This is a genomic window from Mesorhizobium sp. WSM4830, assembly GCF_055811495.1.
This window is the reverse complement of the sequence record NZ_JBVVQI010000002.1, coordinates 327,879-347,236: the sequence shown is the minus strand read 5'-3', so window position 1 is coordinate 347,236 and position 19,358 is coordinate 327,879. Positions and strand designations below refer to the sequence as shown.

Annotated in this window: 16 protein-coding genes; 9 read left to right on the top strand and 7 right to left on the bottom strand. The window is 63.8% G+C overall.

Going from position 1 to position 19,358, the window contains the following annotated elements; all coding sequences use genetic code 11:
- Positions 1 to 116: 116 nt before the first annotated feature.
- The 4 genes from AC0L2Y_RS04495 to AC0L2Y_RS04480 all read left to right on the top strand — a co-directional run bounded on the left by AC0L2Y_RS04495 (position 117) and on the right by AC0L2Y_RS04480 (position 3,413).
- Positions 117 to 416, top strand: coding sequence for a DUF1236 domain-containing protein (locus AC0L2Y_RS04495; RefSeq protein WP_352492122.1), 300 nt, complete (start codon positions 117 to 119; stop codon positions 414 to 416).
- Positions 417 to 729: 313 nt separating this feature from the next.
- A complete protein-coding gene (locus tag AC0L2Y_RS04490) occupies positions 730 to 1,578 on the top strand; it encodes a MetQ/NlpA family ABC transporter substrate-binding protein (protein WP_473554090.1) in 849 nt (282 codons plus the stop codon).
- A gap of 133 nt (positions 1,579 to 1,711) precedes the next feature.
- A complete protein-coding gene (locus AC0L2Y_RS04485; RefSeq protein ID WP_473554204.1) occupies positions 1,712 to 2,776 on the top strand; it encodes a methionine ABC transporter ATP-binding protein in 1,065 nt (354 codons plus the stop codon).
- Entirely contained in the window at positions 2,757 to 3,413 is a 657-nt protein-coding gene (locus tag AC0L2Y_RS04480) for a methionine ABC transporter permease (RefSeq protein WP_473554088.1), read from the top strand. The genes AC0L2Y_RS04485 and AC0L2Y_RS04480 overlap by 20 nt, the downstream gene beginning before the upstream one ends.
- Positions 3,414 to 3,452: 39 nt before the next feature.
- Here AC0L2Y_RS04480 and AC0L2Y_RS04475 read toward each other — a convergent pair whose 3' ends face one another.
- Together AC0L2Y_RS04475 and AC0L2Y_RS04470 are read right to left on the bottom strand one after the other, a co-directional pair.
- Positions 3,453 to 5,195: a hydantoinase B/oxoprolinase family protein gene (locus AC0L2Y_RS04475; RefSeq protein ID WP_473554086.1), complete on the bottom strand. Its 1,743-nt coding sequence runs from the start codon at positions 5,193 to 5,195 to the stop codon at positions 3,453 to 3,455.
- A gap of 1 nt (position 5,196) precedes the next feature.
- Positions 5,197 to 7,281 (bottom strand): hydantoinase/oxoprolinase family protein, encoded by a 2,085-nt coding sequence (locus AC0L2Y_RS04470; RefSeq protein WP_473554084.1) that lies wholly within the window; start codon positions 7,279 to 7,281, stop codon positions 5,197 to 5,199.
- Positions 7,282 to 7,499: 218 nt separating this feature from the next.
- Between AC0L2Y_RS04470 and AC0L2Y_RS04465 the strand changes: the two genes are divergently transcribed.
- The 5 genes from AC0L2Y_RS04465 (at position 7,500) to AC0L2Y_RS04445 (ending at position 13,843) form a co-directional block, all read left to right on the top strand.
- Complete coding sequence (locus tag AC0L2Y_RS04465) at positions 7,500 to 8,327, top strand: ferredoxin--NADP reductase (protein ID WP_473554082.1); 828 nt, start codon at positions 7,500 to 7,502, stop codon at positions 8,325 to 8,327.
- A gap of 164 nt (positions 8,328 to 8,491) precedes the next feature.
- Complete coding sequence (gene deoC, locus AC0L2Y_RS04460; RefSeq protein WP_473554080.1) at positions 8,492 to 9,541, top strand: deoxyribose-phosphate aldolase; 1,050 nt, start codon at positions 8,492 to 8,494, stop codon at positions 9,539 to 9,541.
- A 13-nt stretch (positions 9,542 to 9,554) separates the two neighbouring features.
- Entirely contained in the window at positions 9,555 to 11,927 is a 2,373-nt protein-coding gene (locus AC0L2Y_RS04455; protein ID WP_473554078.1) for an aldehyde dehydrogenase family protein, read from the top strand.
- A 176-nt stretch (positions 11,928 to 12,103) separates the two neighbouring features.
- Positions 12,104 to 12,835, top strand: coding sequence for an SDR family oxidoreductase (locus tag AC0L2Y_RS04450; protein ID WP_254815741.1), 732 nt, complete (start codon positions 12,104 to 12,106; stop codon positions 12,833 to 12,835).
- A gap of 162 nt (positions 12,836 to 12,997) precedes the next feature.
- The gene (locus AC0L2Y_RS04445; RefSeq protein ID WP_352663861.1) at positions 12,998 to 13,843 is read left to right on the top strand and encodes a fumarylacetoacetate hydrolase family protein; all 846 of its coding nucleotides are present in this window, start codon (positions 12,998 to 13,000) and stop codon (positions 13,841 to 13,843) included.
- Between the two features lie 167 nt (positions 13,844 to 14,010).
- On the opposite strand, the gene AC0L2Y_RS04440 is transcribed toward AC0L2Y_RS04445, so the two are convergent.
- The 5 genes from AC0L2Y_RS04440 to AC0L2Y_RS04420 all read right to left on the bottom strand — a co-directional run bounded on the left by AC0L2Y_RS04440 (position 14,011) and on the right by AC0L2Y_RS04420 (position 19,358).
- A complete protein-coding gene (locus tag AC0L2Y_RS04440; protein WP_473554075.1) occupies positions 14,011 to 15,009 on the bottom strand; it encodes an ABC transporter ATP-binding protein in 999 nt (332 codons plus the stop codon).
- A 15-nt stretch (positions 15,010 to 15,024) separates the two neighbouring features.
- Positions 15,025 to 16,086: a Gfo/Idh/MocA family protein gene (locus AC0L2Y_RS04435; RefSeq protein ID WP_473554074.1), complete on the bottom strand. Its 1,062-nt coding sequence runs from the start codon at positions 16,084 to 16,086 to the stop codon at positions 15,025 to 15,027.
- Positions 16,083 to 16,922, bottom strand: coding sequence for a carbohydrate ABC transporter permease (locus tag AC0L2Y_RS04430; protein WP_023718923.1), 840 nt, complete (start codon positions 16,920 to 16,922; stop codon positions 16,083 to 16,085). The genes AC0L2Y_RS04435 and AC0L2Y_RS04430 overlap by 4 nt, the downstream gene beginning before the upstream one ends.
- A gap of 12 nt (positions 16,923 to 16,934) precedes the next feature.
- A complete protein-coding gene (locus AC0L2Y_RS04425; RefSeq protein WP_473554072.1) occupies positions 16,935 to 17,858 on the bottom strand; it encodes a carbohydrate ABC transporter permease in 924 nt (307 codons plus the stop codon).
- A gap of 240 nt (positions 17,859 to 18,098) precedes the next feature.
- Complete coding sequence (locus tag AC0L2Y_RS04420) at positions 18,099 to 19,358, bottom strand: ABC transporter substrate-binding protein (protein ID WP_473554070.1); 1,260 nt, start codon at positions 19,356 to 19,358, stop codon at positions 18,099 to 18,101.

The following is a 19,358-nucleotide window of genomic DNA, read 5'->3' as shown; positions in this document are numbered from 1 at the left end:
CGATCCGAGTGGCGGAACAAGCTCCACCTGATGACGTTACCGGCCTATAGCGACCCCGCTGCGAACAGCATGACGCGGCGCAGCGAAGAGGTGGCTCACGACGAAAGGAGACGATCATGAGAATGCATCTTTCGGCAGCCGCGGCTGGGTTCTTGCTGCTTGCGGGTGTTGGCGCCGCTGCCGCTCAGGACGTGATCATCGAACCGCAGCAGGAGACGATCGTACGCGAGTATGTGAAAAAGCAGCCTCTGGCGTCCGTCCAGCTTCCCGGCGTGGAACTCAATGTCGGCTCGACCCTGCCCGATACCGTCGAGCTTCATGAAGTTCCCAACGTCAAATACCGCTACGTCGTCGTCGACAACCAGACCGTCCTGGTCGATCCGGGCACACGCAGGATCGTGAAGGTCATCCAGTGAACAATGCGCGTCGTTTTTTGAAGGGACATGCGGCGCGTCCGGCATTGTCGACATCCCAAACTGCTGCCCGTGCTGGGCAATTCAGCCGCAGAAAGGCCCGCCGTTCCGACACACGGCGGGCCTCATAACCGAGCCAGCACGCCCGGCCGCAGCGGCCTATGCTCGCCAGACCAGAAACTTTGAGAGAATATTCCCGGCTCCTCATCTGGCAGGAAATACCGTTCTTTGATCTGCTGATCAGCATTTCCGATGATGCCCGCAAGGCTTCGCATTCCGCCTGGCCGCAACGACTTCAGAACCGACGGGATAGATCATGTCTGGGAACACCAACACTTTGCTCTCATTTCTCTCCGCAAGTATAAACCGGCGCGCCGGTCTGGCTGTACTTTTCGCATCGGCGGTTGCGATAGTCGGCCTTGCTGCGCCGTCGTTCGCCGAAGACAAGACGGCGGTCAAGGTCGGCATCATGAGCGGCGAGGACGAGGATGTGTGGCGCGTCGTCACCGCCCAGGCGGCGGAGAGGGGGCTGACGATCGAGACCGTGGTGTTCAACGACTACACCCAGCCGAATGAAGCACTCGAGCGTGGCGAAATCGACGCCAACGCCTTCCAGCACAAGCCCTATCTCGACAACCAGATCAAGACGCAGGGCTATCACATCGTCCCGGTCGGCTATACCGGGGTCTGGCCGATCGGCCTCTATTCCAAGAAGCACACGAAGATTGCCGACCTGCCCGAAGGCGCGGTCATTGGCGTGCCGAACGACCCGTCCAATGAGGGCCGCGCGCTGCGCGTCTTGCAGAGCGAAGGCCTGATCAAGCTCAGGGAAGGCACCGGCATTCTGGCAACGACGACCGACATTGCCGAAAACCCGAAGAAATTGGTCGTCAAGGAGCTTGACGCTGGCATTGTCGGGCGCTCGGTGGAAGATCTCGACGGGGCCGTGGTCAACACGGATTGGGCGCTTAAAAGCGGCCTCACACCTGAGAACCGCATCGCCCAGGAGGCGGTGGCCGACAATCCTTACCGCAACTTCATCGCGGTCAAGGCCGGCAATGAAAACCAGCCCTGGGTAAAGACATTGGTCGCCTCCTATCAGAACGAAAAGGTGAGGGCCGAATTCGACCGGGTCTACAAGGGAACCGGCATCAGCGCCTATTGATGCCGAGTTCGACTGGGCGCTGAAGCCCGACATGATAAAGCGGTCCGCGCTTCAACGCGGACCGCGATCGCGTTTGCGGGATACCGATACAGGAACTTTCATGAACCAGCATTTCGCCCCGGTCACCGAAGCCATGCATCCCGTCGGCAGCCGTTCCGCGGGACCGGACGATGTCGTACGCCTCATCGAGCTGAAGCGCCGCTTTGGCGCGACAGCGGCGCTGGATGGCGTATCGCTCAGCGTGCGCCAGGGCGAGATCCTCGGCATCATCGGCCGCAGCGGCGCCGGCAAGTCGACGCTGATACGCTGCCTGAACGGCCTGGAGCGGCCAGATACAGGACAGGTCTTCATCGAAGGCCGCGACATCAGCCGGCTCGGCGAGCGCGAATTGCAGCCGCTGCGCCGGCGCATCGGCATGATCTTCCAGCATTTCAACCTGCTGTCCGCCAAGACGGTCGAAGACAATGTAGCGCTGCCGCTCAAGATCGAAGGCCGGCCCAGGGCCGAACGCCTGGCGCGCGCTGCCGAGCTGCTGGAGCTCGTCGGCCTGTCGGAGAAGGCGAAAGCCTATCCGGCGTCGCTTTCGGGCGGGCAGAAGCAGCGCGTCGGCATTGCCCGGGCGCTTGCGGCGCGCCCGGCGCTGCTGCTGTCGGACGAAGCGACCTCGGCGTTGGATCCGGAGACGACGCGCTCCATTCTCGCTTTGCTCAGAGACATCAACCGGCAGCTCGGCCTGACCATCCTGCTCATCACCCATGAGATGGAGGTGATCCGTTCGATCGCCGACCGGGTCGCGGTGATCGACGCCGGACGGATCGTCGAGCAAGGGCCGGTGTGGTCGGTGTTTGCCGATCCGAAGTCGGCGATCACACAAAGCCTGCTCAGCGGCATCAGGCCGCAATTGCCGGCGGAGATCGCAAGCCGGCTAACGCAGAACGTCGGCGTGGAGGCGATCCTCAGGATCGACGTGGCGGGTGAGGCCGCGCGAAGCCCGCTTTTGTCCGATCTTGCCTCGGCAGTTCCCGGCTCGTTCCGCCTCGTGCATGGCGGCATCGATCACGTCCAGCAGCAGCCTGTCGGGACGCTGTTCGTGGCGGTCGCCGGCAGCAATGAAGCTCACCTGGCAGAGGTGATCGCGTTCTTGAGAGCCCGCCAGGCGCGGGTGGAGGTGCTTGGCCATGTCGCCGGTTCTGTTTGAACTTCTCGTCCGTTCGATCTGGGAAACGATCCTGATGACGGCCGCCTCCGGCCTCATCTCGCTGGTTTTCGGGCTGCCGCTCGGCCTGGCGCTGGTCGCCACCGACCGCGGCGGCATCGCCGAAAGCCTGTGGGTGAACCGTGCGCTCGGCGCGGTCATCAACGGTTTCCGCTCGGTGCCTTTCATCATCCTGCTGGTTGCGCTGATCCCGGTGACGCGGCTGATCGTCGGCACCTCGATCGGCACCTGGGCAGCGATCGTGCCGCTGTCGATCGCGGCGACGCCCTACTATGCGCGGATCGCCGAAGTGTCGCTGCGCGAGGTCGACCACGGGCTGATCGAAGCGGCGCGCGCCATGGGCGGCAACCGCTGGACGATCATCCGCGAGGTGCTGGTGCCGGAAGCGCTGCCCGGCATCGTCGCCGGCTTCACGGTGACGCTGGTGACGCTGATCGGCGCCTCGGCCATGGCCGGCGCCATCGGCGCCGGCGGGCTCGGCGACCTCGCCATCCGCTACGGTTACCAGCGCTTCGAGACGTCCGTCATGATCGCCGTCGTCATCGTCCTGATCGTCCTGGTCTGCGGCATCCAGTGGGCCGGCGACCGGCTGGTCGCAAGGCTGGATCACCGCAACTGATCGTTGGCCGCAAATGACGGAAAACCGGGAACGGCGCCGTCAGCCGGCGCGCCTCTTTTCCGTGGCTGCCGGGTCGATCCCCAATCCATCCGCCGAGAGAGCGACGCCGAACTTTTCGGCGGCCTCTGCGGGCGTGTAATAGCCCAGCGCGACATCCCTCGACACCAGATCGGTGTCCCGCTGCAAGGGATCGCCATAGCCGCCGCCGCCAGGCGTGCCGACGCGTACGCGGTCGCCTGCCTTCAGCGCGATGTCCTGCTCCTTGGAGAGATGCGCAGGCACATGCGCCTCGCCGTCGCGGAACACGGTCACCGTGTTGACCGCGCCGTCCTTGCCGCCGAGCGCGCCTTGCGGGCCGAAGCGGCCGTGATCCATGACGAAGGAGGCGCGGGCGTCGCCGCGCAGGATCTCGACCTCATAGGCAAGCCCGAAACCGCCGCGATGCTTGCCGGCGCCGCCCGAGCCCTCGCGTAGGGCGTAGTGGCGGTAGAGCACCGGGAAGGCCTGCTCCATGATTTCGACCGGTGGCGACTTGGAAATGCCGATGGTCGAGCAGCCATTGGTCAGGCCGTCGTGACCGGCATTGCCGCCATAGCCGCCGCCGGAGATCTGGTACATGACATAATCGCGGCCGCGGGCCGGATCGTTGCCGCCGAGTGCGAAATTGCCACTGGAGCCGGCCGGAGCCGCCGTCACCTTGTCCGGCAGCGCCTGCACCATCGCCGCGAACACCGCCTCGGCAATGCGCTGCGAGACTTCAGCCGCGCAGCCCGACACAGGGCGCGGATATTTGGCATCGAGGAAGGTGCCTTCCGGCCGCTTGACGATCAGCGGCTCGAAGGCACCGGCGCTGATCGGCACGTCCGGGAAAATGTGGCGCATAGCGAGATAGACCGAGGACAAGGTCGTCGCCAGAACGCTGTTCATCGGCCCGGCGCAGGGCTTTGAAGAGCCCGAGAAGTCGAAGCTGAGCGTGTCGCCCTGTTTCTCGATGGCCAGAGCGATGGTCAGCGGTTCGTTCACCACCCCGTCGGAATCGACGAAGGCTTCGGAGCTGTAAATGCCATCGGGAATGGCTGATATGTTCGCGCGCATCTGTTCGGCGGCGCGGCGGCGCAGTTCGGCGATCGCATCGATGACCGTTTCATCCCCGTAACGATCCAGGATTGCGTTCAGTCGGTCCTGGCCGATCAGCAGTGCCGCCGCCTGCGCCCGGATGTCGCCGATGCGCTGGTCGGCAACCCTGATGTTCGAGCAGATGATGGCGTAGATTTCGCGATCGAGCACGCCCTTCTTGAACAGCTTCACCGGCGGCAGCCGCAAACCTTCCTGCTCGACCGCCGTTGCCGAGGCGGAGAAGCCGCCCGGCACCGAACCGCCGATGTCGGGCCAGTGGCCGGTGTTCGAAAGCCAGCAGAATATCTTGCCGTCGCGATAGACCGGCATGGCGAAGCGCACATCCATGAGATGAGTGCCGCCGAGATAGGGATCGTTGACGATGTAGATATCGCCCGGCTCTGGCGGCAGGCAGCGACCGTCGGCGATCATCTCGATCACCGTTTTGGTCGAATACTGCATGACGCCGACGAACACCGGCAGGCCCTGGCTGCCTTGCGCGATCAGCGAACCGTCGAGCGCCGAATAGATGCCGTCGGAGCGGTCATTGGCCTCGGCGATGACAGGTGAAAAGGCGGCGCGCGAAAACGTCAGGTCCATTTCGTCGCAGACCTGCTGCAGGGCCGCCTGGATGACCGAAAGGGTGATCGCGTCGAGCTTTTCCATCTCAGGCCTCACCGATATCGATGATGATGTTGCCGTCGGCGTCCGATCGCGCCCGGTCGCCGGGCTCGAGCACGGTGGTCGCGTCCATCTGTTCGAGGATCGCCGGCCCTGCGATGACGGCGTCGAGCGGCAGTTTTTCCCTGCTGTAGACCGGCGTGTCGTACCAGCGCCCGCCATACCAGACCGGCCGGATTTCGCGCCGCGCCTCTTCGAGCGTCTTGGCGCGGCCAGCCGGGTCGATCAGCCGGGACAGATCGATCGCCGGCCGCACGCCGGTGACCGAGGTGTTGAGGTTGACCAGATTGGCGCGGATTTCCGGCAGCTGGACCTTGAAGCGGGCGAAATAGGCCTTCTCGAACAGTTGCTGCAGGACCTGGCGCGTCACCGCAGACGACGGCAGCGGCACGTTGATGATATGCGTCTGGCCGACAAACTGCATGTCGGCGGAATGCGTGACGCGGATCATTTCCGGCTTCACCGCTTCCTTGCCGATCAGCTCCTCGCCTTCGTTTCGGTGCCGTTCCAATATCTCGTGGAGTTGGGTTTCATCGAGACCGGCCACCGGCTGGTTGACCGTATTAACGAAATCATGGCGCAGATCGGCGACGACGCAGCCGAGCGCATTGGTGATGCCCGGCCGCGCCGGCACCAGCACTTTCGGCAGGCCGAGCTCGCGCGCCAATGCCGTCGCATGCAGCGGCCCGGCGCCGCCGAAGGCGAACAGCGCGAAATCGCGCGGGTCGTGGCCGCGCGAGACCGAGACCATGCGGATGGCGCCGGCCATCTTCACGTTGCCGAGCCGCAGCACCGCACCCGCCGCCTCGACGCCGGACAGGCCGGTAGGTTGCCCGATCCTGTCCTCGAATACGCCGGTGACATGTTCGACGGTGACCGGGTTTTCCACCGCAAGCAGCTTTTTCGGCGCCAGCCGGCCGAGCACCAGATTGGCGTCGGTGATGGTCGGCTCCAAGCCGCCACGTCCGTAACAGATCGGCCCAGGATTGGCGCCGGCGCTTTCCGGGCCGATCTGGATCAGACCGGCGGCATCGACGCGGGCGATCGAGCCGCCGCCGGCACCGACCGTATGCACCGCCACCATCGGCACGTGGATCGGCATCGCATATTCGATCTCGATTTCGTTCGACACCGCCGGCTCGGCGTTGCGGATCAGCGCCACGTCGGTCGAGGTGCCGCCCATGTCGTAGGTGACCAGATTTTCGAAGCCGGCGCGTTTTCCCGTATAGGCGGCGGCAATGACGCCGGAGGCGGGTCCCGACATGACGGTCTTGGCCGACTCACGTGTGACAAAGCGGGCCGAGATCATGCCGCCGTTGCCGTTCATGATCAAGAAGTCGCGGGCGTAGCCCTTTGACGCCAACTCCTTGCGCAGCCTTTCGACATAGCGTTCGAGGATCGGTTGCACCGAGGCGTTGACCGAAGCGGTCACGCCGCGCTCGAATTCGCGCGCTTCCGAAAGCAGCGCATGGCCTGTCGTGATGTAGCCGTTCGGCCAAAGCTCGGCGGCGATCTCGGCGGCGCGCCGCTCATGCGCCGGGTTGGCGTAGGAATGCAGGAAATGGATGACGAGGGATTCGCAGCCGGCTTCGATCAGTTCTGAAATCGCTGCCCGCATCTCGGCCTCGTCGAGCGGTATGCGCACCGCGCCCGAGGCTTCGACCCGCTCCGACACTTCGAGCCGCAGATTGCGCGGAATGATCGGCACGAAGGTGCCTGTCATGCCATAGGCTTGCGGCCGTGTCCGCCGGCCAAGCTCGATCACGTCGCGAAAGCCGCGGGTGGTGATCATGCCGGTCTTTGCCAGCCGGCGCTCCAGGACGGCGTTGGTTGTGGTGGTGGTGCCGTGCACGATGAGGTCGATGCCGTCGACCGGAAAGCCGGTGGCACCAAGCGCTGCAACGACGCCGAAGGCCTGGTTGTCGACCGTGGTCGGAGTCTTGGCGATATGCACCCGGCCACCGTCGCGGCCGTCGATCAGTAGCAGGTCGGTAAAGGTTCCGCCGACATCGATGCCGGCGACGACACTGCCCGCCGAATCCAGAGCTTGCGCCGAAAAATTCTGTTCCATTGTCGAAACCCGAAATGCCCGAACTGCTTACATGCCTCAGTTTGGAAAGCTGTTTTACGGCGGCGTCTTGACGCAAATATCGTTTGTATACTAATAAATTCCGGACACAAGAGCTTACCGCTTCGGAGTGTGCAAACGGCACGCTGGAACCTGACCGGTTCGGGCGCGCAGGTGAAGATTTGGCGCGAGCGCTGAGCTGGCCCGGAAGGTTAGGTTTGATGAACACCACATCCGCGTTCAACACTGCCGGCGCCCGGCCGTTGCAGTTCCCGATACCGGCCAATGTCTATGCCGAAACCGTCGTCTCGGTGAAGCACTATACCGACCGGCTGTTTTCGTTCCGCATCACCCGGCCGCAGTCGCTGCGCTTCCGCTCCGGCGAGTTCGTCATGATCGGCCTGCCAAATGCCGAGAAGCCGGTGTTCCGCGCCTATTCGATCGCCAGCCCTGCCTGGGACGACGAACTCGAATTCTTCTCGATCAAAGTGCCGGACGGCCCGCTCACTTCGGAGCTGCAGAAGATCCAGATCGGCGACACCGTCATCATGCGGCAGAAGTCGACCGGCACGCTGGTGGTCGACGCGCTGACGCCGGCCAAGCGCCTGTTCATGATCTCGACCGGCACCGGCATCGCGCCCTTCGCCAGCCTGCTGCGCGATCCCGACACCTATGAGAAGTTCGAGCAGGTGGTCCTGACCCATACCTGCCGCGACAATGCTGAACTCACCTACGGCCAGGAGTTGGTGGCGGCGCTGGAGAACGACCCGCTGATCGGCGAGCTGACCGGTGGCCGCGTCACGCTCTACAATTCAACGACGCGTGAGACCTCCGAGCGCATGGGCCGCATCACCGCGCTGATCGGCTCGGGCAAATTCTACACCGATCTCGGCATCGACAAGCTCGATCCCGAGACCGACCGCATCATGATCTGCGGCTCGATGCATATGCTGAAGGACGTCAAGGAGCTGGCTGAAAGCCACGGCTTCCAGGAAGGCTCGCTGCATCATCCGGCAAGCTTCGTCGTCGAGCGCGCCTTCGTCGGCTAGAGCCGCGGCAATTCAGCGTCCACTGGTTTGCGACCCTGATTTTGATCATACGGTCAAAAATCGGCTGCCTTGACTGCCTTTTTCCGCTATGACCGCTTGAAGGACTCGTGAAGCGCTGCTTCACGGTCTATCTTCGGCATAAGTCGCTGAACAAGGGGCAGGAGATGAGCAGCACAATCCGCGAAACCGATCTCGGCACGTCCAAGATCACGCCGCTGCCGGCGCGCGCCGCCGCCAATGCGCCGGTGCCGCAGGCCCATGGCATTGCCCGCAATCCCGGCATGAGGCTCGATCTCGGCTTCATGGAATCGATGCGCAGTGTCAACCGCTCGGCGCTGGAACGCCGCGTCGCCAGCCTGACCAAACGACGCTCGATCAAGGCCGATAACCAGGCCGCCTGGCTGCTGCGCGCCGTCGCTTGCATGGACCTGACGACGCTGAACTCGAACGACACGGAAGAGCGCGTGCGCCGGCTCTGTGCCAAGGCGGTCAACCCGTTCCGCCGCGACATTGCCGAGGGGCTCGGCATTACCGGTGAAAAGATCCGCCCGGCGGCGGTCTGTGTCTATCATCCCTTCGTCGCCACTGCCGTCGAGGCGCTGCGCGGCAGCGGCGTCCATGTCGCCGCCGTTTCCACGGCTTTCCCGCATGGCCTTGCACCGCTTTCGACACGTCTGCAGGAGATCGAAGCATCGGTCCGCGACGGCGCCGACGAGATCGACGTCGTCATCCCGCGCGGCCTGGTATTCGGGGCGAAATGGCAGGAGCTCTATAACGAGATTGTCTCGATGCGCGCCGCTTGCGGCGAGGCGCATCTGAAGGTGATCCTCGGCACCGGCGACCTCGCGACACTGCGCAACGTCATGCTCGCCTCGATGGTGGCGATGATGGCGGGGGCAGATTTCATCAAGACCTCGACCGGCAAGGAAAGCATCAACGCGACGCTGCCGGTTGGCCTTGCCATGGTGCGCGCCATCCGCGCCTATTTCGAGGAAACCGGCTATCTCATCGGCTTCAAGCCGGCTGGTGGCATTTCCACGGCAAAAGCCTCGCTCGATTGGCTGGTGCTGATGAAAGAAGAACTGGGCCGGCCGTGGCTGGAGCCGGAGCTGTTTCGCTTCGGAGCATCGAGCCTTTTGACCGACATCGAGCGCCAGCTCGAGCATCATCTGACCGGCCACTACTCGGCCAATCATCGCCACGCGATGGCGTGATTCGGAGCGCTTCATGAACATTCTCGAACGCTATCACGCCATGGATTACGGCCCGGCGCCGGAAGCCCGCAACGAGGCCGATGGGTGGCTTGCCGCGCGGGATTTCGGCAAAGCGCTGTTCATCGGCGGCGACTGGAAGGCAGCCAGCGGAGGCAAAACCTTCGACACCAGCGAACCGTCCTCGGGAAAGCTGCTGGCCAAGGTGTCGGACGCTGGTGCCGCCGATATCGACGCGGCGGTTTCGGCCGCCACAAAAGCGCTGCCGAAATGGAGCGCCAGCACCGGCTACAGCCGAGCCAAAGTGCTCTATGCCATCGGCCGCGCCATGCAACGTCACCAACGGCTGTTCGCCGTGCTTGAGACAATCGACAATGGCAAGCCGATCCGCGAAAGCCGCGACATCGACGTGCCGCTGGCCATCCGCCATTTCATCCATCATGCCGGCTGGGCGCAGGCGCTGGACAGGGATTTTCCCGGCCATAAGGGCGTCGGCGTCGTCGGCCAGATCATCCCGTGGAACTTCCCGCTCTTGATGCTCGCCTGGAAGATCGCGCCGGCGCTCGCCGCGGGCTGCACCGTGGTGCTCAAACCCGCGGAATTCACGCCGCTCACCGCGATCCTCTTTGCCGAGATCTGCCGACGCGCCGGCGTGCCGAAAGGCGTCGTCAACATCGTCCAGGGCGGGCCGGAGGCGGGCGCGGCCATCGTCAACCATCCCGGCGTCCAGAAGATCGCCTTCACCGGTTCGTCCGAGGTCGGCAAGATCATCCGCAAGGCCACGGCCGGCTCGGGCAAGAAACTGTCGCTGGAGCTTGGCGGCAAGTCGGCCTTTATCGTTTTCGAGGATGCCGACCTCGACAGCGCAGTCGAAGGTCTGGTCGACGGCATCTGGTTCAACCAGGGCCAAGTGTGCTGTGCCGGCTCGCGCCTTCTGGTGCAGGAAGGCATCGCCGACGCCTTCATCGCCAAGGTCAAGACGCGGATGAGCCGGCTGCGGGTCGGCAGCCCGCTCGACAAGAACACCGATATCGGCCCGCTGGTCGACTTGACCCAGCTCGATCGCGTCAAGGGCCTGATCGCAGAAGGCGCCAGGCAGGGCGCGATCTGCTGGCAGCCGGACTCAGCGTTGCCCGCCTCGGGCTATTACCATCTGCCAACGCTGGCGACAGGTGTTTCGCCGGCTAACATTCTGGCTCAGGAAGAGGTGTTCGGGCCGGTGCTTGCCACCATGACCTTCCGCAACACAGAGGAAGCGGTCGAACTCGCCAACAACACACGCTATGGCCTGGCCGCTTCGGTGTGGAGCGAGAACATCAATCTTGCGCTGCACGTCGCGCCGCAATTGAAGGCCGGCGTCGTCTGGGTCAACGGCACCAATATGTTCGACGCCGCCTGCGGTTTCGGCGGCTATCGCGAGAGCGGCTTTGGCCGCGAAGGCGGGCGCGAGGGCATGTTCGAATATCTCTCGGCAAAGCTGCCGCTCGGCCCGATCATCAAACCGGCAAATTCTTCGGCCCAACCTGTCGAGCAGCCGGAAGGTGGCGCCATCGACCGCACGGCAAAGCTGTTCATCGGCGGCAAGCAGGTCCGGCCGGACGGAAATTATTCCATTGCCGTCGCTACCGCCAAGGGCAAGATTGCCGGCGAGGCCGGGCTCGGCAACCGCAAGGATATCCGTGACGCCGTCGCGGCCGCGCGCGCCTGCAAGGCCTGGCCGGAGGCGACCGCCTACAACCGCAGCCAGGTGCTCTACTACCTGGCCGAAAACCTTTCCGGCCGCGCCGACGAGTTTGCCGCCCGATTGACCCAGCTCACCGGCGCGAGCGCCAAGGCGGCGCGTGACGAGGTCGAGCTGTCAATCGAGCGCCTGTTCCTCTATGCCGGCCTGGCCGACAAATTCGAGGGCCGCGTCCACCAGCCGCCGGCCCGCGCCGTCACGCTGGCACTGCACGAACCGGTCGGCGTCGTCGGTATCGTCGCGCCGGACAATGCGCCTTTGCTCGGCCTGATCTCGCTGGTGGCGCCTGCGCTCGCCATGGGCAACACCGTGGTCGCGGTGCCGTCCGAAAGATATCCGCTGCTTGCCACCGACCTCTACCAGGTCATCGAATATTCCGACGTTCCGGCCGGCGCCATCAATATCGTCACCGGCCGTAGCGCCGAGCTTGCCGGCGTATTGGCCAAGCATGACGATGTCGACGGGCTCTGGGTATTCGCCGATGCCGAGACTTGCGCCAAGGCCGAGGCCGAGTCCATCGGCAATCTCAAACGCGTCTGGACCGGCAACGGCCACAGCCTCGACTGGGCGTCAAACGAAGCAGCCGGCGATGCCCTGCTGCGCCGTGCGATCGAGGTCAAGAACGTCTGGGTGCCCTACGGCGACTGAATGTCCCAGAGGACGTCCGGGCTTGACGGGCCAAAAAATGTTCTTTACCGAGAAAAAACATTTGGCTGGCAGGCGAATATCGAAACAGGCGGGATGGTAGTGCTCCCCTGGCACATTGCGCGCCGGCCTTGTGCCGGTAAAAAGCCGAACGATCATAGACGGGCGAGGAGAAAAGCATGGCGGATCTGACAGGCAAAATCGTTGTCGTCACGGCGGCGGCGCAAGGCATCGGCCGGGCGAGCGCGCTGGCGTTCGCCAAGGCCGGCGCCGTCGTCCATGCCACCGACATCAACGAGGTGGTGCTCGCCGACCTCGGCAAGACGCCCGGCATCAAGACGCGCAAGCTCGACGTGCTGAACGACGAGGCGGTGAACGCCGCTTTTGCCGAGATCGGCGCCGTCGACGTGCTGTTCAACTGCGCCGGCTTCGTCCATTCCGGCTCGATCCTCGAGATGAAGGACGGCGATCTCGACTTTGCCTATGACCTCAATGTCCGCTCGATGATCCGCACCATCCGCGCCGTGCTGCCTGGCATGCTGGAGCGCGGCGACGGCTCGATCATCAACATGGCGTCGCTGGCCAGTTCGACCAAGGGCGTGCCGAACCGCTTCGTTTACGGGCTGACCAAGGCAGCCGTCATCGGCCTGACCAAGTCGGTCGCCGCCGACTATGTCGGCAAGGGCATACGCTGCAATGCGATCTGTCCGGGCACGGTCGAAAGCCCGTCGCTGCAGGACCGCATGCATGCGCAGGGTGACTACGAGGCAGCCCGCGCCGCCTTCATCGCCCGCCAGCCGATGGGCCGCCTCGGCACGCCCGAGGAAATCGCCGATCTCGCCGTCTATCTGGCCGGCGCCACCTATACGTCGGGGCAGGCTTATAATATCGACGGTGGCTGGTCGATCTAGGAGTCTGAAAATCCAATTCTGCCGGGCGCCTGGCGCGGCGTCCGCGCTTGCCTAGGCTCACGTACTTTAAGTACGCTCCGCTCCGGTTCTCGAAACCCACGCCATTCGCCGCAGCGGAGCGAGTTTGCAAACGGCCTCTGGTCGCAACTGGGAGAAAACTGCATGAAACTGCTGCGCTATGGCGAGGCGGGGAGCGAACGCCCCGGCCTGCTCGATGCCGATGGAACGATCCGCGACCTCTCCGCCCATGTCACCGACATTGCCGGCAAGGCGCTTGACCCGGCATCGCTCGAGACATTGTCGAAGCTCGATGTGAAATCGCTGCCGGCGGTTTCCGGCAAGCCGCGCATCGGCGCCTGCGTCGCCGGCACCGGCAAATTCATCTGCATCGGCCTCAACTATTCCGACCACGCCGCCGAAACCGGCGCCACCGTGCCGCCGGAGCCGATCATCTTCATGAAGGCAAGCTCGGCTATTGTCGGGCCTAACGACGACGTGCTGATCCCGCGCGGCTCGGTCAAGACCGACTGGGAAGTCGAGCTCGGCGTGGTCATCGGCAAGACCGCTAAATATGTCACCGAGGCCGAGGCGCTGGACTATGTCGCCGGTTACTGCGTCGCGCATGACGTCTCCGAGCGCGCCTTCCAGGCCGAGCGCCAGGGCCAGTGGACCAAGGGCAAGTCCTGCGACACGTTCGGGCCGATCGGTCCGTGGCTGGTGACAAAGGACGAGGTCAAGGACCCGCAGAACATCCCGATGTGGCTGACGGTCAACGGCAAGACGATGCAGAACGGCTCGACCAAGACCATGGTCTTCGGCGTCGCTTATCTCGTCTCCTATCTCAGCCAGTTCATGTCGCTGCACCCCGGCGACATCATCTCGACCGGCACGCCGCCCGGCGTCGGCCTCGGCATGAAGCCGCCGGTGTTCCTGAAGCCCGGCGATGTGGTCGAGCTCGGTATCGAAGGGCTGGGCATCCAGAAGCAGACGTTCAAGGCGGATTTGTAGGCGTTTGACTTTGGCAAGTTTGCGCCGCCCCTCATCTGCCTGCCGGCATCTTCTCCCCGTATAGAGACGGGGAGAAGGACGAAGCTCCAGCGCTGACGCCCCCCTCTCCCCGTCTCTATACGGGGAGAGGGTAAGGGTGAGGGGCAGCGCCGACCCTTGCCGCGAAGCTACTTCAGCACCTTGCCATCGGCTCCAAACCGGTATGTCTTTGCCGGATCCGGCGTCGCATAGAGCGTGGCGCCGGGTTCGGCATTGTAGACGCCGAAGATGCGCACGGTGATCAGACCCGCCTTCTCGCAGTCGAGATAGAGATTGGTGTCGGCGCCAAGGTGCTCGGCATGGACGACCGTGCCTTTCCAGGCGCCGGATTTGGCATCCACCGTCAAATGTTCGGGACGGACGCCGATGGTCTTTGCCGTTTCGCCAAGCCTGGCACCGTCGACGAAATTCATCTTTGGTGAGCCGATAAAGCCGGCCACGAATTCGTTAGCCGGCGAATTGTATAGCTCCATCGGGCCGCCGATCTGCTCGATCCTGCCCGCATTGAGGACGACGATCTTGTCGGCCAGCGTCATCGCCTCGACCTGGTCGTGCGTGACATAGATCATCGTGGCCTTCAGCCGGCGATGCAATTGCGCGATCTCCAGTCTGGTGTTGACGCGCAGCGCGGCATCGAGGTTCGACAACGGCTCGTCGAACAGAAAAAGCTTGGGCTCACGCACCACGGCCCGGCCGATGGCGACGCGCTGGCGCTGGCCGCCGGACAATTCGGCCGGCCGCCTTTCGAGATAGGGCTCCAGCGACAGCATCGAGGAGGCGATGCCGATGCGGCGGTCGATCTCCGCCGCCGGCGTGCCCGCCTGCTTGAGGCCGAGGCCCATATTGTTCTTCACCGTCAGATGCGGATAGAGCGCGTAGGTCTGGAACACCATGGCGATGCCGCGCTTGGCCGGCGGCGTTGCGGAGACGTCGTGGCCGTCGATGACCACGCGGCCTGAGGTCGAGTCCTCCAGCCCGGCAATAACCCTCAGCAGCGTCGATTTCCCGCAGCCGGATGGACCGACGAAGACGACGAACTCGCCATCCGTCACCTCGAGGTTGATGCCCTTCAGCACCTCGACCGGCCCGAAGGCCTTTTTCACGTTCTCGATGTTCAGCGAGCCCACGGCTTAGTCCCCGTTCTAGAGTTTCACGGCGAGGCCGCTGCGCACGCTCTCGTCTGCGGCCAGGCAGACGGCGAGCGACTTCACCGCGTCGTCCATGTGGCGGGTCAAGTCCAGATCCTCGCGGATCGCCTTCAGCACAAACGCCTGTTCCAGGTCGCAGAGGTCCTGATGGCCGGGCTCGCCTTGCATTGACAGCATCTCGTCCGGCTTGGCGAACTTGCCGTCCGCGCCGGTCGCAGCGCTGTGCAGGCGGATGGTCGAGGTCTTGGTGTGGGTGTCGATGTCGTCGGACCTGGCGCCCTCCTTCATGACGATCGACACGCAGCCATTGGGCGAGATCACGTCCTTCACGAAGAAGGCCGTTTCCGAGATCATCGGCCCCCAGCCGGCTTCGTACCAGCCGACCGAACCGTCGTCGAACAGCACCTGCAGGTGCCCGTAATTGTACATCGACGGCGCGATCTCGTCGCTCAGCCGCAGCCCCATGCCGCGCACCTCGACCGGCCTGGCGTCGGTGATCTGCAGCATCACGTCGAGATAATGCACCCCGCAATCGACGATCGGCGACGTCGTTTGCATCAGCTGCTTGTGCGTCTCCCAGGTATGTCCTGAGGATTGCTGGTTGAGGTTCATGCGGAACACGTAAGGGCCGCCGAGCTTCCGCGCCTCGGCGATCAGCCTGACCCAGGACGGGTGATGGCGCAGGATATAGCCGATCACCAGTTTCTTGCCGTTGGCCTTGGCGGCGGCGACGACGCGTTCCGCATCGGCGACCGTCGTTGCCAGCGGCTTTTCGACGAAGACATGGCAGCCGGCCTCGAATGCCTTGACCGCGTAATCGGCATGGCTGTCGGAATAGGTGGCGATGCAGGCGACGTCGGGCTTTTCGTCGCGCAGCGCCTCGTCGAAGGAACGCCGGATGGCATAGGTCGAAAGCCCTTCCGGCAGCGGCACATCCGAGCGGTTGACCAGCGCGGCGATCTGAAACCCCGGATTGGTGTGATAGGCCAGCGCATGGCTGCGCCCCATATTGCCGAGCCCGGCGACGACAACGCGAAGGGGTTGTTGCGAACTCACTTGACCGCTCCCGAAGTGATGCCGCGGATCAGCTGCCGCGAGAAGATGACGTAGAGGATCAGCACCGGCATGATCGCCAGCGAAAGTGCGGCCAGAATGGCGTTCCAGTTGGTGACGAACTGGCCGAGGAACAGTTGCGCGCCGAGCGTCACTGTCTTGGTCTCCTCCGACGGCGCCAGGATCAGCGGGAACCATAGATCGTTCCAGATCGGGATCATGGTGAAGACCGCGACTGTCGCCATCGATGGCCTGACCAGCGGCAGCACCAGCCGGAAAAAGATGGTGTATTCGGACAGACCGTCGATACGCCCGGCATTCTTCAGGTCGTCGGAGACCTGCTTCATAAATTCCGACAGGATGAAGACGGCGAGCGGCAGGCCTTGCGCCGTATAAACCAGGATCAGCGCCGTCAGCGTGTTGACCAGCCCGCTCGCCACCATCAGCTGCAGGATAGCGACGGTGCCGAGGCGGATCGGGATCATGATGCCGAGCGCCAGGTAAAGCCCCATCAGCGAATTGCCGCGAAAGCGGTATTCCGACAGCGCGAAGGCAGCCATGGCGCCGAACAAAAGCACGAAGAACAGCGAGGCGACGGTGACGACAAGGCTGTTCTGGAAATAATGGATGAAGTCGCCCTGGCCGATTACCGTGGTGTAGCCGATCAGGTCGAAGGTCCCTGGAGTCGGCGGCGTCAGCGGCGCGCCGAAGATACCGGCACGTGATTTGAACGAATTCATGATGACGAGGATCACCGGAAACAGCGCGATTGCCGTGTAGGTCAGAAGGATCGCATGCGCGCCGATGGTGCGAGGCAGCGAGCGGGTTGCGGTGCTCATGGTCGCGCTCCCCTAAAACTGGTAGCGACGCAAGCGCGTCTGCACGAGGAACAGATAGACGCAGACGCCGCCGAGGATGATCAGGAACATCATCGTGGCGATCGCCGCGCCCATGTTGGGATCGCCGACCTGCAGCTGGAAACCGAAGAAGGCGCGGTAGAGGAAGGTGCCGAGAATATCGGTCGAATAGTTCGGCCCGGCCAGCGCGCCTTGCGCGGTGTAGATCAGGTCGAAAGCGTTGAAATTGCCGACGAAGGTCAGGATCGAGATGATGCCGATCGACGGCAGGATCAGCGGCAGCTTGATCTTCCAGAACTGCGCCATCCCGGTGATCCCGTCGCATTCGGCAGCCTCGATCACCTCTTCGGGGATGGACAGCAGTGCCGCGTAGATCAGCATCATCGGGATGCCGACGAACTGCCAGACCGAAACCAGGCTGAGCGCGGTCAGCGCGTATTGCGCCTTGCCGAGCCAGGGCGTGAACAGGCTTTTCAGGCCGACCAGATCCATCATATGCGGCGCCACGCCCCATAGCGGCGACAGGATCAGCTTCCAGGCGAAGCCGACGATGACGAAGGACAGGATCGTCGGCACGAAGATCGCCGTGCGGTAGAAGGCGGAAAACCGCAGCCTGGGGCTGGACAGAAGTGCGGCCAAAAGGACGCCGATCGGGTTCTGCACCAGCATGTGGACGATGAAGAACCAGACATTGTTCCTGAGCGCGTTCCAGAAATTGACCGACCAGTTGGGATCGCCGAACAGCATGCGGAAATTTTCCAGTCCGACGAAGACCTGCGACTGGTTGATGTTGCGGAACAAGGAAAGCTGCAGCGTGCCGGCCAGCGGCAGGATCATGATCGCCGTATAGACCAGCAATGCCGGCGCCAGGAAAACGCCGATATGCCAGCGGAACGGTCTTTTCGGTGCTGCGGCCATGCGTTCGGTCCCCGCCGATCAGGTCTTGCTATTGCCGTCAAAGGGCACGGCGCCTCCCTCCCCCTCGAGGGGAGGGTGCCTCGCGAAGCGAGGCGGGTGGGGTCGGCCGAGGCAGCGCGCCATCGTCGTTCGACCGCGCCTTTCAGCAACGATCAAGCCGCGGCCTGCCTCGACCGACCCCCTCTGTCGCCTTCGGCGACATCTCCCCCTCGAGGGGGGAGACAACGCTTCGCCGCGCTCTTACTTCGCCGGCTTGTACCAGCTGTCGAGGCCGTCCTGCAGCTTCTTGGCGGCAGCCTCCGGCGTGTCGGTGCCGTTGATGACGTTGGCCGATTCAACCCAAGTCTCGTTTTCGAGGTTCGGCGTGCCGCGCGACAGGATCTGGTAGGTCGAGCGGATCGTCGACTTGCACTTGCCGCGCCAGGAGACGAATTCCTGGGCCAGCGGGTCTTCCATCTTCACCGGGGTGTTGTTCAGGCTGAAGAAGCCCGGCAGCGCGTTGGCGTAGATGGTGGCGAAATCCGGCGAGGCCACCCAGGACAGGAAGGTCTTGGCCGCATCCGCATTCTTCGAAGCCGCATTGAGACCCATGCCGATGTCGGTGTGGTCGGAGATGTAGCAGGTGTCGCCGGCCTTCTGCACCGGCGGCGGGAAGGCACCCATCTTGAACTGCGCCTGCGTGTTGAACAGGCCGATCTCCCACGAGCCGGCCGGGTAGATGGCGGCGCGGCCGAGCGTGAACAGGTTCTGGCTGTCCGGATAAGTCTGCGCCTCGAAGCCGTCGCCGAGATAGTCCTTCCACTTGGCCAGCTCCTTGAAGGGCTCGACCCACTGCGGATCGGTGAGCTTCTGCTCGCCCTTGATCAGCGCCAGGCGGCCTTCCTCGCCCTTCCAGTAGTTCGGGCCGATGTTCTGGTAGCCCATGGTCGCCGCTTCCCAGAGGTCCTTGGTGCCCATCGCCATCGGGATGTAAGTGCCGTCGGCCTTGATCTTGTCGAGCGCGGCAAAGAATTCGTCGCGCGTCTCCGGCACCTTGATGCCTAGCTTGTCGAAGGCGTCCTTGTTGTAGATGAAGCCATGGATGACCGAGGCCATCGGCACGCAGAAGCTCACCTTGCCGTCGTCGGTCTGCCAGGCGGCCTTGGCCACTGGCGAGAAGTTCTCCATGCCGGGCAGGGTCGAGATGTCGGCGAGGTTGCCCTTCTTGAACAGTTCCAGCGACTTGTCGAACGGGCGGCAGGTGATCAGGTCGCCGGCCGAGCCGGCGGCGAGCTTGGCGCCCAGCGCCGCGTCATATTCGGTTGGCGCCGACGGCGCGAACACCACCTTGATGCCCGGGTTCTTGGCTTCGAAGGCCGGGATCAGCTTGTCCTTCCAGATGGCAAGGTCGTCGCCGCGCCAGCTTTCGATGTTGAGCGTTACGTCGTCGGCATAGGCCACCCCGGCGGAGCCGAGAATGCTGGTGCCGAGAAGAAGTGCCGTCAGTAGCTTCGTTGTCAT